We start from the raw sequence: 14,510 nt of genomic DNA, 5'->3' as shown, positions 1-14,510 counted from the left end.
TTATTGTTTCAGGCCAAGCATCGCGCGAGTCTCTCCTGCGCTGGCGATATCGCCGCCCATGCGCTCGACCATTTCCACACCCCAGCGCACCAGATCGGCATTGTCAGCCGCCAAACGTCCACGCCGCAGATAGATGGTGTCTTCAAAACCGACCCTGACATTGCCGCCCAGCAGCACCGATTGGGCCGCCATCGGGAAGCTGTGGCGGCTGACCCCGAAGCCCGTGAACGGCGTGTCGCGCGGTATCTGGTTTCTGGCGTAGAGCATCGCTTCGGTCGTGGCGGGCAGACCATATTTGGTCCCCAGTACGAAGGTGAAGGGCGCGTTTTTCGGAATCGCGCCCTTGGCCATCAGATCGTCGGCAAAGACGAAGTCCCCAGCCTCGAAACATTCAATCTCCGGCAAGACGCCGGCATCCTGGATCATATGACCCATGGTCGTGATCATCGGGTCGAGGTTGATCGCGACGCCGCCCCAAAGCTGCATGGTGCAAATGTCGAGCGTGCACATGTCGGGTTTCAGGTCCAGAATATGCTCCAACCGTCGTTCCGCCGTGAACATCAGGGTGCCGGGGCCACAGACCGCGGGATCATCATCGCTCTGCATCCAAGTGCAGCCAGGGCCGGTCGTGACGTTCAGGATCACTTCGTCATTCTTCGCGCGAATGAGGCCTACCACCTCGCGATAATCGTCCAGCGCCTGTGATGGATCGCCGGTTTCGCGGTCTCGCACATGCAAATGGATGATCGCCGCGCCAGCCTGCGCCGCGGCCAGCGCTTCGGCCGCGACATGATCGGGCCGGAACGGGAAATTGGGATGATCGGGCATGGGTGAGCTTCCCGTCACCGCGCAGGTCAGAAATAGCTTGCCAGCCAACCGCACTCTCCTGTCTTGTGTCGGGCATGTCGCCGACCCTTGAACAGGGGTCTTGCAGAGGAAACGGCACGCAAGAAGGCCGTTGAGTGTCCCATTATAGAGAGTAACTGGATAAGGCATGGCACAGCGGGAAGAATTGTCGCGTTTCCTGAAAGCCGCCCGCGCCAAGCTGGCACCGGCCGACGTTGGCCTGCCTGCGGGCGAACGCCGCCGGACGCGCGGCCTGCGGCGCGAGGAGGTGGCGACGCTCGCCGGGATGAGCGTGACTTGGTACACATGGTTCGAACAGGGTCGCGAGGTGCAATTATCCGCGCCGATGCTGGAACGACTTAGCCGCACTCTGCGCCTTAGTCCCAATGAGCGCGAATTTCTCTTCGCCCTGGCTCAGCACCGCCCGCCGCCACTGGCAACCCGCCGCGACGAGACGATCCATGCAGGCACGCAACATCTCATGGACTCGCTGTCCATTCCCGCGCTTGTCATCGTGGAGGATTGGACGGTCATTGGCTGGAACCGACTGGTCTCCCGCGCCTTTCGCGATTACAGCCAGATGCCGCGCGATCAGCGCAACCTGTTCCGCATCCTGATGCTCAATCCGCGCTATCGGGCCGATCCCGACAAGTTTCGCGACATGTGCCGCCGCCTGATCGCGCGCTTCAAATGGGATTATAGCCGCACCAGCCAGCCCGACGTCTTTGAAGGCATCATTGCCGACATGATGGAACAGTCCGAATTTTTCCGTCAATATTGGCAGGAATCGGAAATCATGGCGCATTTCGAAGATACGAACATCGCCGATATGCCCGGGGTCGGCGAAATCATGTTCCGCCATACCAGCTACGCGATCGAGGAAGCGCCGGGGCAGAGGCTATTGCTGTTCGCGCCACTGGATGATGTCAGCGCAACGCGTCTGGCGCAGCTGGTGGCGGAAGCTGATGCGGTCTGCGCCTGATTGGATCGGCCACCAACAAGCCTCTTCTCCAGCCGGGCAATTATGCTATAGTGCCCGGCATAATATAATTGAGAGGAAACCATGCTTTTACTGGCGCGGTGTCTGGACTGGCTTTGCCTGGCGTTTGCTTCGGGCGTTCAGGATGAAATGCGCCTGAACGAGTTGATTTTGCGTGCGAAGCAGCGATCGACCGCTGCGCATGACGCAAGCGCACAATCTCTGCCACGTCGCTGAAACCAGTCTTACCGACCCGCATCCTTTGCGTCGCTGATCGCCAGACGCTTTGCCGTGACCAGCGTCTGAATGACGAACAGCAGGATCAGGACGACGGAAACGGTGCCGACGAACAGGTCGAACCCCGAAATCGCGCCGAACCAACCCGGCGCATAGCCGAGCGCCATCATCGCCAGCGTCATGCCGATCAGCATCAGCCGCAATTCCGTCGGTCCCGCGGACAGGTAGGACAGTTTGAACTCCCCCACCACGCGCGCGGCCAGATAGGCATGGATCGACAACAGCAGATACCCCGCCAGCGCCACCAACGCCACGTCCATGCGGATATAGGGGCTGGCCCCCATCCCGGCCAAAATCAGCAAGGTCGCCAGCCCGTCGCAACTATGGTCGATAAAATAGCCATAGGAGGGCCGCTCGATCTTGCGAAACCGGGCCAGGCTGCCATCCATCGAATCGCCGAACCATTGCAGGACATAGCCACCAATGGCGAGCCACAGCCAATGGACTTCCAGGCTGCTGGCGGCATAGCCGGCGAAAATGGCGAAGGCTCCGATCATGCCGAGCACGGTCAAAACATCTGGCGTCACCCATAACGGCATCCGGGCGCAAAGCCAGTTGAGGAGGCGGCGTTCGGATGCTGCCAGCACATTTTGCTGGATACGATCGATCGGTGGAGAAGATGGGCCGGAGGGCAATGTCATGGTGCCTTATGACGAACGCATGACGGTGTGACAATCACTCCGCCATCTCCAGTCGTCGAAAATGACGATTATATTACGCATTGCCGCCCGGCTCATGCCCAATCGAGCGTTGAAATGCACAAAAAAAGGGCCGATCCGAAGACCAGCCCGTAAAAGTTTAGGAGAGGATGCCTGAAAGGCACCCCCTATGTCCGGCAAATCACGCTTTGCTGCAAGTGCGAAAACCTTGTTCGCGGTTGCAAAATATGCATCTGCCGTATCGGCACAGCTTTCCGTAGCGGAAGCTTTGCGCGCCTTCGTTCACTGCGGATGGCGGGGGAAAGCGAATCGGTCGCCGGTGCGGGATTTGCCCGATAGACGACTCGCGCCAAGCGGGGCTTCACCTGTCATATCCGGTGTGTAGATTGGCGTGGTTGCGGCGGTGCCGATTTGCCGCCCGTCCTGATCGGAGCGAAACAATAATGCCCAATTCCGCCGATAATGCTGACCAACCATGGTGGAAGGGTGCGGTCCTCTATCAGATTTATCCGCGCAGCTTTCAGGATAGCAATGATGATGGCATTGGCGATCTGAACGGGATTACGCAGCGGCTTGATCATATCGCCCGGCTGGGGGCGGACGCGATCTGGATTTCCCCCTTCTACCCTTCGCCGATGCGTGATTTTGGTTATGACATTGCCGATTATTGCGATGTCGATCCGATATTTGGAACCCTCGCGGATTTCGATGCGCTGGTTGCCCGCGCCCACGCTTTGGGGCTCAAGGTCACGATCGATCAGGTTTTCGCCCATAGCTCGGACCTGCATGACTGGTTCACGCAAAGCCGCGCCAGTCGCAACGGCGACAAGGCGGACTGGTATGTCTGGGCCGATCCTCAGGCAGACGGCACACCGCCCAACAACTGGCAGTCGGTGTTCGGTGGCCCGGCCTGGACATGGGATGCGCGGCGCGGGCAATATTATATGCACCAGTTCCTGACCAGCCAGCCACAACTCAACGTCCACAATTCGCAAGTGCAGGATGCGCTGCTGGATGTCATGCGTTTCTGGCTGGATCGCGGCGTGGACGGCTTTCGTCTCGACGCCCTCAATCATGCGATGCACGACCCCGAATTCCGTGACAATCCTCCCGCCCCGGACGATGGTAGCCCGCGCACACGGCCATTCGACTTTCAAATCAAGCGCTATAGCCAGTCGCACCCCGCCATCATTCCCTTTGTCGAGCGCATCCGGACATTGTGCAACGAATATGGCGCGATCTTCACGGTGGCCGAGGTAGGCGGGGCGCTCGCCGAGGAGGAGATGAAAGCCTATACCGCCGGGGAGAAGCGCCTCAACAGCGCCTATGGCTTTACCTTCCTCTACGCACCCGTACTCACCCCGGCGCTGGTCGCGGAAACGGTCGATCGCTGGCCCGACGAGCCGGATATGGGCTGGCCAAGCTGGGCCTTCGAAAATCACGACGCGCCCCGCGCCCTGTCGCGATGGTGCGCCCCTGAAGATCGCCCGGCCTTTGCGCGGATGAAGATGACGCTCCTGATGGCGCTGCGCGGCAACGCCATCCTCTATCAGGGGGAGGAGTTGGGCATCACGCAGGTCGATATTCCGTTCGAGCGATTGCAGGATCCAGAAGCCATCGCGAACTGGCCGTTGACCCTGTCGCGTGACGGCGCGCGCACGCCCCTGCCATGGGCGGCCGACGCCGCGCAGGCTGGTTTTTCGGGCGTCGAACCCTGGCTGCCCCATGGCGAGGATCATCTGGCGCTTGCCGTGGATCAGCAGGAAGCCGACCCTGGATCGCTACTGCACTTCACCCGCGCCATGCTGGCGCTGCGCAAGGCCAATCCGGCTCTGCGCCATGGCGCGCTCGACATCCTCGTGGCCGACGAAGCCTGCCTGGCGTTTCGGCGGACGTGCGCCGATCAGTCTTTGCTCTGCTTGTTCAATCTGTCGAGTGAAGCGATCGCGCGGCCAGTCGATCTTGACGGGTCGGGGCGCATCCTGATGGCCGTCAACGGGGCAGCGCCGGGCGATTTGCCACCCTATGCCGCCCTGCTGATCGAACAATGAGGCTCAGGCCGCGACCAACTGCGTGCGCAGCATGTCGTTCAACCGGCCGCTTATGATCGCTTCGGCATCACTCACGATCCGTTTGACCAGCGCGTCGCACGTCGGAATGTCGTGGATCAGCCCCTGGACCTGCCCGGCCCAGATCAGCCCGGCGTCCAGATCGCCCGTTTCCAGTGCAACCCGCCCCTTTGCCCCGGATACCAGCGGTTGGATGTCCTGAAACACTGCGTCCTCGCGCAGTGAAATCTCAACAACCTGATCGGACACGCTGTTCTTGGCTACACGCCCGGTATTGTGGAACTTGCGGAAGATGAGGTTCGTCCCCCGCTCGTCATTATCGACCAGAAACTGCTTCACATTGTCATGGATAGGCGCTTCAACGGTAGCGCAGAAGCGCGTTCCCATATTGATGCCGTCCGCGCCCAGCGCCAGCGCCGCGGCAAGCCCGCGCCCGTCGCCAAAGCCACCGCTGGCGATCATGGGAATCGTCAGCTTGTCGGCAGCGGCGGGGATCAGGATCAGGCCTGGAACATCATCCTCGCCCGGATGCCCGGCACACTCAAACCCGTCGATCGAAATCGCGTCCACGCCCATCCGTTGCGCCGACAAGGCGTGACGCACCGCCGTGCATTTATGGACGACGATGACGCCATGCGCCTTGAAATGGTCGACATGCTCCTGCGGCTTGTGCCCGGCGGTCTCCACGATCTTCACGCCGCTATCGATGATCGCCTTGCGATATTCGGCATAGGGCGGCGGGTTGACCGACGGCAGGATGGTGAGGTTCACCCCAAACGGCTTGTCGGTCATCGTGCGGCAACGGTCGATTTCGCGGCGCAGATCGTCGGGCGTTGGCTGGGTCAGCGCGGTCAATATACCAAGGCCGCCTGCATTGGAGACTGCGGCGGCCAGTTCTGCCCGGCCAACCCACATCATCCCGCCCTGGACGATCGGATGCTCGATCCCGCACAGATCGGTGAAGCGCGTCCTGATCCCCATTACAGCGCCTCTACGATCGTCACATTGGCGACACCGCCGCCTTCGCACATCGTCTGCAGGCCATAGCGCTTGCCACGAGCCTTGAGCGCGTGGATCAGCGTGCTCATCAACTTGGTGCCGCTGGCCCCCAGCGGATGCCCCAGTGCAATCGCGCCGCCATTGACGTTGAGCTTGGCCGGGTCCGCGCCGATCGCCTTCAGCCATGCCATCGGGATCGCCGCGAACGCCTCGTTCACCTCGAACAGGTCGATGTCGTTCAGGCTGAGGCCCGACCGCTCAAACGCGCGCCGGGTCGCCGGGATCGGTTCTTCCAGCATGATGACCGGATCGCCTGCCGTCACGGTCAGATTGACGATGCGCGCCATGGGTTTCAGGTTGAACCGCTTGATCGCCGCTTCGCTGGCGACCAGCACGCCCGACGCGCCATCGGTCATCTGGCTGGCATTGGCAGCGGTAATCGTCCCGCCTTCCTCCAGCGTCTTGACGCTGGCCATCGCCTCCATCGTGCCACCGCGCCGGACGCCATCGTCGATGTCGAAAAGGCCTTCGGGAGTCTCGACCCCGACGATTTCGGCCTTGAACGCGCCATTGTCGATCGCCGCCGCCGCCTTGGCATGGCTGGCGAGCGCATAGGCGTCCATTTCCTCGCGGGTGAAGCCATATTTGTTGGCGACCGCCTGTGCGCCGTGAAACTGGCTGAATTCAGCAACGCCATAACGGTTCTGGATGCTCTTTGGCCAGGGGCCGATACCCACGCCAGCGGCGGCGTGGAGCTTGTAATTGGACCCCATCGGCACCCGCGTCATGCTTTCCGCACCCGCCGCGATCACCAGATCCTGCGTGCCGGACATGATCGCCTGCGCGGCGAAGTGCAGCGCCTGCTGCGAAGACCCGCATTGCCGGTCGATGGTCACGGCGGGGACGCTGTCGGGCAGCTTCGATGCGAGCACGAGGTTGCGGCCTAAGGCAAAGGCTTGTTCGCCCGCCTGGCTGACGCAGCCGACGATCACATCGTCAATGGCTGCCGGATCGACGCCGGTGCGATCGACCAGCGCGTTGAGAATGGTCGCGCCCATATCGGCGGGATGTACGTCGATCAACCCGCCCTTGCGCGCCCTGCCCCCGGCAGTACGGACGGCTTCAACAATATAGGCTTCTGCCATGCTATCAAACTCCCCTGAAATTGGCGGTGCGCTTTGCGAGTAATGCGCTCAGCCCCTCTTCGCTTTCCGGCCCCGCCCCTGCCCTCGCCATGCTGCGCAGTTCGCGGTCCAGTTGCGTCTCCAGCCCGGTCTCGAAACTGTCGGCCAGCAGCGCGCGACTGGCGGCCAGCGCTGCCATCGGAGCGTCGGCAAGCGCGGCCGCTGCCTTCAATCCCTCGTCTGCCAGAGCCTCGTCGTCCACAATGCGCGTCACCAGCCCGATCGCCTCGGCCTCGTCAGCCTTGATCCGGCGGTTGGTCAGGATGATGTCCTGCGCCTTGCGCAGTCCCACCAGACGGGGCAACAGCCAACTGAGGCCGCCGTCTGGCGTCAGTCCGATCGCGCCATAAGCAGCGGTGAAATGGGCCGACCGCGCGCCGATCACGACATCGCCCAGCATGGCCAGGCTGAACCCCGCGCCCGCCGCCGGGCCGTTGACCAATGTGACCAAAGGCTTGGGCGCGCGCGCCAGTCGGGCAACGGCGGCGTGGAACGTGGCGATCAGCTCGCTCAGCACGTCCGATCGTCTGTCGCCTGCGCCGGCCAGCAACTGCACGTCGCCACCCGCACAGAATAACCGCCCATTGCCGGTCAGCACGATACAACGGATCATATCGTCGGTCTGGCACCGGATCGCCGCCGCCAGCAGCGCGCGCGCCAGTGGCAGGTCGATGGCATTGCCTGCCGCTGGCCGGTCGAGCGTGATCCGCCCGATCCCGTCCTCGACCGTAAAGGCGATCCCGTCCATTAACGCGGCGTCATGCGAATGGCGCCATCCAGCCGGATGACCTCACCATTCAGCATCGGATTGCGGACGATCGATTCGACCAGTTGAGCATATTCCGCCGGTTTGCCAAGGCGACTGGGATGGGGCACCTGCGCGCCCAGCGCATCTTGCACATGCTGTGGGAACGCCTCCAGCATGGGGGTCAGGAAAATGCCCGGCGCGATGGTCATCACGCGGATCTTGTGCTGCGCCAGATCGCGCGCGATCGGCAGGGTCATGCCGACCACACCGCCCTTGGACGCGCTATAGGCCGCCTGGCCGATCTGCCCGTCATAGGCCGCGACGGAGGCTGTGTTGACGATCACGCCGCGCTCGCCGTCAATCTCCTCCGCCGCGGCGAGCCGGGCGGAAAATTTGGAAATGACGTTGAACGTGCCGATCAGGTTGACGGTCACGGTCTTGGCGAACGTGTCGAGCGGATGGGGCGCATTCTCCTTCCCCACCGTCTTGACCGCAGGTGCGATCCCCGCACAATTGACCAGGATGCGGGCGACGCCATGCGCTGCTTCTGCGGCATCCAGTCCTGCCGCGACGCTGGCGTCATCGGCGACATTGACCCCGACATAGATGCCGCCCAATTCCGCGGCGACTGCCTTGCCCGCTTCCTCATTCAGGTCGAAGATCGCAACCTTGGCCCCCTGCGCTGCCAGCATCGTCGCCGTCGCCTTGCCAAGGCCCGAAGCTCCGCCGGTAACGATGGCTGGCAAACCATTGATATTCATAACTATACCCCCTGCTATCAGGCCAGTTCGATCGCCATCGCGGTTGCTTCGCCGCCGCCGATGCACAGGCTGGCAACACCGCGCTTCAGCCCGCGCGTTTCCAGCGCGCCGATCAGCGTCGCGACGATGCGCGCGCCCGACGCGCCGATCGGATGACCGAGCGCCGTCGCGCCGCCATTGACGTTCAGCTTATCCGCCGGGATGCCCAATTCCTTGGCGGCGATCATCGCGACGACGGCAAAGGCTTCGTTGACCTCGAACAGGTCGACATCGTCGACCGTCCAGCCTGCCTTTTCCAGCAGCTTGCGCATCGCCGGGACCGGGGCGGTGGTGAATTTGGATGGTTCATGAGCGTGTGCGGCAGTGGCCACGACGCGGGCGACGATCTTCATCCCCTGCCTGGTCGCGACGCTTTGCCGCGTCATCACCAGCGCGGCCGCACCGTCCGAAATGGACGACGCATTGGCGGCGGTGATCGTGCCATCCTTGACGAAGGCAGGCTTGAGGCCCGGTATCTTGTCCGGCCGCGCCTTGCCCGGCTGTTCGTCAGTGTCGACGACCGTGTCGCCACCCCGGCCCTTGACCGTCACCGGCGTGATTTCGCGGACGAACGCCCCGCTGCCGATCGCCGCATTGGCGAGTTCGAGCGAACGGATGGCATAGTCATCCTGATCGGCGCGGCTGAACTGATAGTCGCGCACCGCTTCTTCGGCGAACACGCCCATCGCCTTGCCGGGTTCATAGGCATCTTCCAGCCCGTCCATCATCATCGTGTCGATGATCCGGTCATGACCGATCCGCGCGCCGCCGCGATGCTTGGGCAGGGCATAGGGGGCATTGGTCATGCTCTCCATGCCGCCGGCGATCACGACATCGACAGCGCCCGATGCCAGCGCCTCATGCGCCATGATCGCGGCCTGCATGCCCGAACCGCACATCTTGTTGACGGTCGTGGCCTCAGTGTTCAGGCCAAGGCCCGCGCCCAGCGCCGCCTGGCGCGCAGGCGCCTGCCCGAGACCCGCAGGCAGGACGCAGCCCATATAGATGCGATCGACCGCGTCGACCGACACGCCCGCGCGCTCGACCGCTGCCTTGACCGCCGCTGCGCCCAGTTCCGTGGCCTTGAGGGGCGACAAGACGCCCTGAAAACCGCCCATCGGCGTGCGGGCATAGCTGGCGATGACGACCGGATCGTCCTGCATATCCATTCCTTTCAAAGACTGCGCGCGATGACCATGCGCTGTATGTCCGACGTGCCTTCGTAAATCTGGCATACCCGCACATCGCGATAGATTTTGGCGACGCCATATTCTTCCAGATAGCCATAGCCACCCAGCGTCTGGAGCGCGCCCGACACGATCTGTTCGGCCGCTTCCGATGCAAACAGCTTGGCCATGGAGGCTTCGGTCAGGCAGGGCTGGCCCGCATCCTTGACCTGTGCGGCGTTGAGCACCAGTTGCCGCGCGGCTTCCAGCCGGGTGGCCAGGTCTGCGAGGCGGAAGCCGACCGCCTGATGTTCCATGATCGGCTTGCCAAAGCTTTTGCGATCCTTGGCATAGGCGACCGCGATGTCGAGCGCGGCCTGCGCCATGCCGACGCATTGCGCGGCGATGCCGATGCGGCCGGTCTCTAGATTCGCGAGCGCTATGCGGTAACCTTGCCCTGGCTCACCGATCAGCAGCTCATCCTCGACGAACATATCGTCGAAGCGCAGCGCGCAGGTGTCCGACGCGCCCTGCCCCATCTTATGTTCGACCTTGTCGACGCTATAGCCGGGCCGGTCGGTCGGCACGATGAATACCGACAGGCCCTTCTTGCCTGCGTCCGGGTCCGTCACCGCGACCAGCATGACCACGCCTGCTATCTTGCCCGACGTGATGAACTGCTTGGCGCCGGAGATGCGCCAACCGCCATCGACCTTGATAGCGCGGGTGCGGACTGCCGAGGCGTCCGACCCGGCGTCTGCCTCGGTCAGGGCGAAGGCGCCGATTGTCCGGCCGCCGATCAAATCGGGCAGGAAGCGGGCTTTCTGCGCCTCACTGCCATCCTTGAGCAGGCCGGAAACCAGGATGCTGTTCTGGATCGACACGATGGTGGACAATGCCCCATCCGCCGCCGCCAGTTCGATCAGCGCCAGCGCGTAGGATACGGCGTCCGCTTCCGCACCGCCAAAGCATTCCGGTGCGGTCATGCCCCACAGGCCCAGTCCTGCCATCTCTTCGAACAGAGCAGACGGATAGCCGCCCTCCGCCTCGAAACGGGCGCTATGCGGCCGGATCGCGTCCTGCGCGAAGCTGCGCACCGTGTCGCGGATGGCTGTCTGGATTTCCGTCAGCATAAAACCCGATCGTCTCTTATATACTCACGGGTATATTGATTATCGACCGGTTTCTTGTCAAGAGAAACGGGTAAGGAGACCAGCTTGCCCCGACCGAACGCCGCACCATCCCCCTTCCGATCGCGCGAGGAGCGCGAACGCGATCGTGAGGAGAAGCGCGAAGCCGTGCTGCGCGCCGCGGTACGCATGTTCAACGCGCGCGGTTTTCACGCCACCTCGCTCGACGACGTGGCCGCGAGCCTGGGGATCAGCAAGCCGACCATCTACCATTATCTGGGCAATAAGGAGCAGGTGCTGATCGAGTGTGTGACGCGCGGTCTGCAATTGCTGAGCGCTGCCGCGGATACGGCGCGCGCGCAGCCCGGCGACGGCCTTGCCAGGTTGCGCAGCGTCCTGCGCCGCTATGCACTGGTGATGATGGACGATTTTGGTCGCTGCGTCGTGCGCACTGGCGACGAATTTCTTTCCGCTGAGGGGGCGGCGCTGTTCCGCGCGCGCAAGCGGGCGATCGATCTGTCGATGCGCGCGCTGATCGAAGATGGCATCGCCGATGGTTCGATTGCGCCGCTCGACGTGCGCATGACCGCCTTCACCCTGGCGGGCGCGCTCAATTGGCCGGGGCGCTGGCATGATCCGGATGGGCCGCTCAGCGCCGAACAGGTCGCCGATTCGCTGGTCGATATATTGATCAGCGGCCTCGCCCCACGCGCCTGATCAGTCAGGGGCGAACAGGGCGCGCACCGCGTCTGGCACCCGCTGCGCGCGCAAACCGCCGGGGCGGGTCGTATCCGCTATGGTCCACACGCGCTTTTCGGTGCATTCCACGCACAGCCTGCCATCGAGTGACAGGCGGTGCGCGACGGTAAAGCTGCTATTGCCGAATATGGGCGCGTCCGCTTCCACCAGCACATCGTCGCCATAGGCGGTCGGCACGAAAAAGCGCGCCGATACGTCCACCATCGGGAAGCCCGCAAAGGGCATGGTCGCCAGCATCTCACGCTTTTTGGGCAACCCGGCCTGTTCGAACAGCAGCATGGTGCTTTGGCCGAAAATGTCGAAATAGCGCGGGGCGTGAACGATGCCGGCGGGGTCGCAATGGCCCCATTCGATGCGGACGGTCCGCTGGAGAAATGCTGTCACGCGATGATGGTCTTTCCTTGCAAAATGGTCTTTTCCGCCATGTCCTGCGCCGATGGCGGTTCTGGCACCAGCAGTCCGCGCTGCACCGCAGGACGTTCGGCGATCCGGTCATACCAGCGCAAAAGATGGGGAAATCCGTCTATCTCCACCCCGGCCCAATCATGGCCGCGTACCCAGGGGAAACAGGCAATGTCGGCAATGGAATAATCACCGACCAGATAGTCGCGGGTCGCCAGTTGCGCGTCCAGAACGCCCAACAATCGTTGGCTTTCGCGGGTGTAGCGATCGATCACGGATGGCAGCTTTTCTTCGAAATAGCGATTAAATACCGTTGCCTGACCCATCATTGGGCCAAGCCCCGACATCTGCCACATCACCCACTGGATCACCTGACTGCGCGCCTGTGCGTCGGCGGGAATGAAGCGGTCATATTTTTCCGCCAGATACAGCAGGATCGCGCCCGACTCAAAAACAGCGAAATCGCCCGCCTCATGATCGATCAGCGTCGGGATGCGACCATTGGGGTTGAGCGCGACATACCAGTCCTGCTTCTGCACTCGGTCGGTCAGCGCAATCGGCGTTACCGTGTAAGGAACGCCCAGTTCCTCCAGCAGGATCGAGACCTTCCAGCCATTGGGTGTCTCTGACGTCAGCAATTCGAGCATCCGCTTCTCTCCCCGGCGGGATCTTTGCCCGCTCGTGCATCACCCAAGCAAAGCGCGGCCGTCCCGGCAAGGCGAGTGGCGGCGCTATCATTGGCAGTGACAGGTTGCGGCCTCCGCCAGCCCGCCGGGTAGCGCCACTGATAGTATAGACAGACGACTTGCGGGCGGTGGCCCGCCCCTGCACCACGGGCAGCGAAAGCGCACAGACGCTGCACATCACAAGGTGAGGAAGTCTGCCATGTTGACGCTCTACAGCTTCGGTCCGGCTGCAAATTCGATGAAACCGCTGCTAACGCTTTATGAAAAGGGGCTGGAGTTCACGCCCCGCTTCGTCGATCCGACCCGGTTCGAGCATCATGAGGATTGGTTCAAAGCAATCAATCCGCGCGGTCAGGTGCCCGCGCTCGACCACGACGGGCATATCATCACCGAATCGACAGTGATCTGCGAATATCTGGAGGACGCATTCCCCGATGCCCCCCGGCTGCGCCCGGCCGACCCGGTAGGGATCGCGGAGATGCGCGTCTGGACCAAATGGGTGGACGAATATTTCTGCTGGTGCGTGTCCACCATTGGCTGGGAACGGATGATCGGCCCGATGGCGCGCAAGTTGAGCGATGAGGAATTTGAGGAGAAGCTGAAGCATATCCCGATACCGGAACAGCAGGCCAAATGGCGCAATGCCCGCGCAGGATTCCCGCAGGCGGTGCTGGACGAGGAAATGCGCAAGATTCGCGTCTCGATCGACCGGCTGGAGAAACGCCTGGCGCAGAGCCCCTGGCTGGCGGGCGACGAATATACGCTGGCCGATATCTGTAATTTCGCGATCGCGAACGGGATGCAATTTGGTCATGCCGATATCGTTAACGGGCAAGCCACGCCGCATCTGCTTGCCTGGATCGAGCGGATCAACGCCCGCCCGGCCACGCAGGCGATGTTTGCCAAATCGCAAACGGAAATGCCGCCGCGCCCGGCCATGTCGGCGGCGTGACGGCCATGGCATGGTGCGACGAACCGCCCGGCGGCCAGCTACGGATGTATCATATCCCCGGCTGCCCCTTTTCCGAGCGGATTGAGTTGTTGCTCGACCTGAAAGGGCTGCACGACATCATGGCCGACCATGAGATCGACATATCGCTGGCCCGGCCCGACTGGCTGCTCGCCAAGACGCGCGGCACGACGTCGCTGCCCGCGCTGGAACTGGAAAATGGCGAAACGCTGAAGGAAAGCATGGTCATCATGCGCTATTTCGAAGATCGCTTTCCCGATCCTGCGGTGGCGCGGCACGACCCGTATGAACATGCCGTCGAGGCGATGCTGTGCGCGGCTGACGGGCAGTTTACGGGGGCAGGATACCGCATGATCCTGAACCGGGATCGGGAAAAGCGCGACGCACATCAGGCCGAAGTCGATGCGCAATATGCGCGGCTGGACGATTTTCTGCGCCATTATGCGCCCGACCGCGACTATCTGTTCGACAGGTTCGGCTGGGCAGAGGTCGCCTTCACTCCCATGTTCAAACGGTTATGGTTTCTCGACTATTATGAAGCCTATGAGATCCCGCAGCATCTGACCCGATTGCTGCGCTGGCGCGAAGCCTGCCTGTCGCACCCCGTTGCGCAGCGCCATCATGGCCATGATGAGTTGATGACGCTCTATTATGACTATGCCCAGGGTGGCGGCAACGGGCGCCTGCCGGAAGGCCGCCGCATCTCCAGCTTCACGCTCGATCCGCCCTGGACCAACCGCCCCATGCCGCCGCGCGACAAATGGGGAAAGCCCGCCACTGATGCCGACCTTGGCCTTCTTCACGCATAAGGACCTG

Annotated in this window: 15 protein-coding genes; 5 read left to right on the top strand and 10 right to left on the bottom strand. The window is 62.6% G+C overall.

Features of this window, described 5'->3' with window-relative positions:
* Window positions 1-882 (bottom strand): beta-keto acid cleavage family enzyme, encoded by an 882-nt coding sequence (locus AC07X9_RS21420; protein ID WP_380789501.1) that lies wholly within the window; start codon window positions 880-882, stop codon window positions 1-3.
* A gap of 112 nt (window positions 883-994) precedes the next feature.
* Here AC07X9_RS21420 and AC07X9_RS21415 point away from each other — a divergent pair, with 112 nt between their 5' ends.
* Window positions 995-1,828 (top strand): helix-turn-helix transcriptional regulator, encoded by an 834-nt coding sequence (locus AC07X9_RS21415; protein WP_017182431.1) that lies wholly within the window; start codon window positions 995-997, stop codon window positions 1,826-1,828.
* A 242-nt stretch (window positions 1,829-2,070) separates the two neighbouring features.
* On the opposite strand, the gene AC07X9_RS21410 is transcribed toward AC07X9_RS21415, so the two are convergent.
* Window positions 2,071-2,763, bottom strand: coding sequence for a CDP-alcohol phosphatidyltransferase family protein (locus AC07X9_RS21410; RefSeq protein WP_026002267.1), 693 nt, complete (start codon window positions 2,761-2,763; stop codon window positions 2,071-2,073).
* Window positions 2,764-3,224: 461 nt separating this feature from the next.
* On the opposite strand from AC07X9_RS21410, the gene AC07X9_RS21405 reads away from it, so the two are divergent.
* Complete coding sequence (locus tag AC07X9_RS21405) at window positions 3,225-4,832, top strand: alpha-amylase family glycosyl hydrolase (protein ID WP_017182429.1); 1,608 nt, start codon at window positions 3,225-3,227, stop codon at window positions 4,830-4,832.
* A 3-nt stretch (window positions 4,833-4,835) separates the two neighbouring features.
* Here AC07X9_RS21405 and AC07X9_RS21400 read toward each other — a convergent pair whose 3' ends face one another.
* From AC07X9_RS21400 to AC07X9_RS21375, 6 genes are read right to left on the bottom strand one after another with little or no spacing between them, the layout of a single operon-like run.
* Complete coding sequence (locus tag AC07X9_RS21400) at window positions 4,836-5,831, bottom strand: NAD(P)H-dependent flavin oxidoreductase (protein WP_017182428.1); 996 nt, start codon at window positions 5,829-5,831, stop codon at window positions 4,836-4,838.
* Complete coding sequence (locus AC07X9_RS21395) at window positions 5,831-6,994, bottom strand: acetyl-CoA C-acetyltransferase (RefSeq protein ID WP_017182427.1); 1,164 nt, start codon at window positions 6,992-6,994, stop codon at window positions 5,831-5,833. Before AC07X9_RS21395 ends, AC07X9_RS21400 begins: the two co-directional genes overlap by 1 nt.
* Window positions 6,995-6,998: 4 nt before the next feature.
* On the bottom strand, window positions 6,999-7,781 hold the full coding sequence (locus tag AC07X9_RS21390) for an enoyl-CoA hydratase/isomerase family protein (RefSeq protein WP_017182426.1): 783 nt from the start codon (window positions 7,779-7,781) through the stop codon (window positions 6,999-7,001).
* On the bottom strand, window positions 7,781-8,542 hold the full coding sequence (locus AC07X9_RS21385) for an SDR family NAD(P)-dependent oxidoreductase (protein WP_017182425.1): 762 nt from the start codon (window positions 8,540-8,542) through the stop codon (window positions 7,781-7,783). Before AC07X9_RS21385 ends, AC07X9_RS21390 begins: the two co-directional genes overlap by 1 nt.
* A gap of 17 nt (window positions 8,543-8,559) precedes the next feature.
* Window positions 8,560-9,744: an acetyl-CoA C-acyltransferase gene (locus AC07X9_RS21380; RefSeq protein ID WP_026002265.1), complete on the bottom strand. Its 1,185-nt coding sequence runs from the start codon at window positions 9,742-9,744 to the stop codon at window positions 8,560-8,562.
* A gap of 11 nt (window positions 9,745-9,755) precedes the next feature.
* Window positions 9,756-10,880 carry an acyl-CoA dehydrogenase family protein gene (locus AC07X9_RS21375; RefSeq protein WP_017182423.1) on the bottom strand — a complete coding sequence of 375 codons (1,125 nt, stop codon included), beginning with the start codon at window positions 10,878-10,880 and terminating at the stop codon, window positions 9,756-9,758.
* A gap of 84 nt (window positions 10,881-10,964) precedes the next feature.
* Between AC07X9_RS21375 and AC07X9_RS21370 the strand changes: the two genes are divergently transcribed.
* Window positions 10,965-11,594 (top strand): TetR/AcrR family transcriptional regulator, encoded by a 630-nt coding sequence (locus AC07X9_RS21370; RefSeq protein WP_017182422.1) that lies wholly within the window; start codon window positions 10,965-10,967, stop codon window positions 11,592-11,594.
* Here the strand turns inward: AC07X9_RS21370 and AC07X9_RS21365 are convergent, their stop codons facing one another.
* Window positions 11,595-12,020 carry an acyl-CoA thioesterase gene (locus tag AC07X9_RS21365; RefSeq protein ID WP_017182421.1) on the bottom strand — a complete coding sequence of 142 codons (426 nt, stop codon included), beginning with the start codon at window positions 12,018-12,020 and terminating at the stop codon, window positions 11,595-11,597. It lies immediately after the preceding gene.
* Window positions 12,017-12,685, bottom strand: a complete 669-nt coding sequence (locus AC07X9_RS21360) for a glutathione S-transferase family protein (protein ID WP_017182420.1) — start codon at window positions 12,683-12,685, stop codon at window positions 12,017-12,019. The genes AC07X9_RS21365 and AC07X9_RS21360 overlap by 4 nt, the downstream gene beginning before the upstream one ends.
* Window positions 12,686-12,923: 238 nt before the next feature.
* On the opposite strand from AC07X9_RS21360, the gene AC07X9_RS21355 reads away from it, so the two are divergent.
* Complete coding sequence (locus tag AC07X9_RS21355) at window positions 12,924-13,676, top strand: glutathione S-transferase family protein (protein WP_017182419.1); 753 nt, start codon at window positions 12,924-12,926, stop codon at window positions 13,674-13,676.
* Between the two features lie 5 nt (window positions 13,677-13,681).
* The gene (locus AC07X9_RS21350; RefSeq protein ID WP_241763618.1) at window positions 13,682-14,503 is read left to right on the top strand and encodes a glutathione S-transferase family protein; all 822 of its coding nucleotides are present in this window, start codon (window positions 13,682-13,684) and stop codon (window positions 14,501-14,503) included.
* Window positions 14,504-14,510: the final 7 nt, after the last annotated feature.

This window comes from Sphingobium sp. GW456-12-10-14-TSB1 (genome assembly GCF_059424385.1).
The sequence above is the reverse complement of the archived record's forward strand: the minus strand, read 5'-3'. Positions and strand labels throughout refer to the sequence as shown.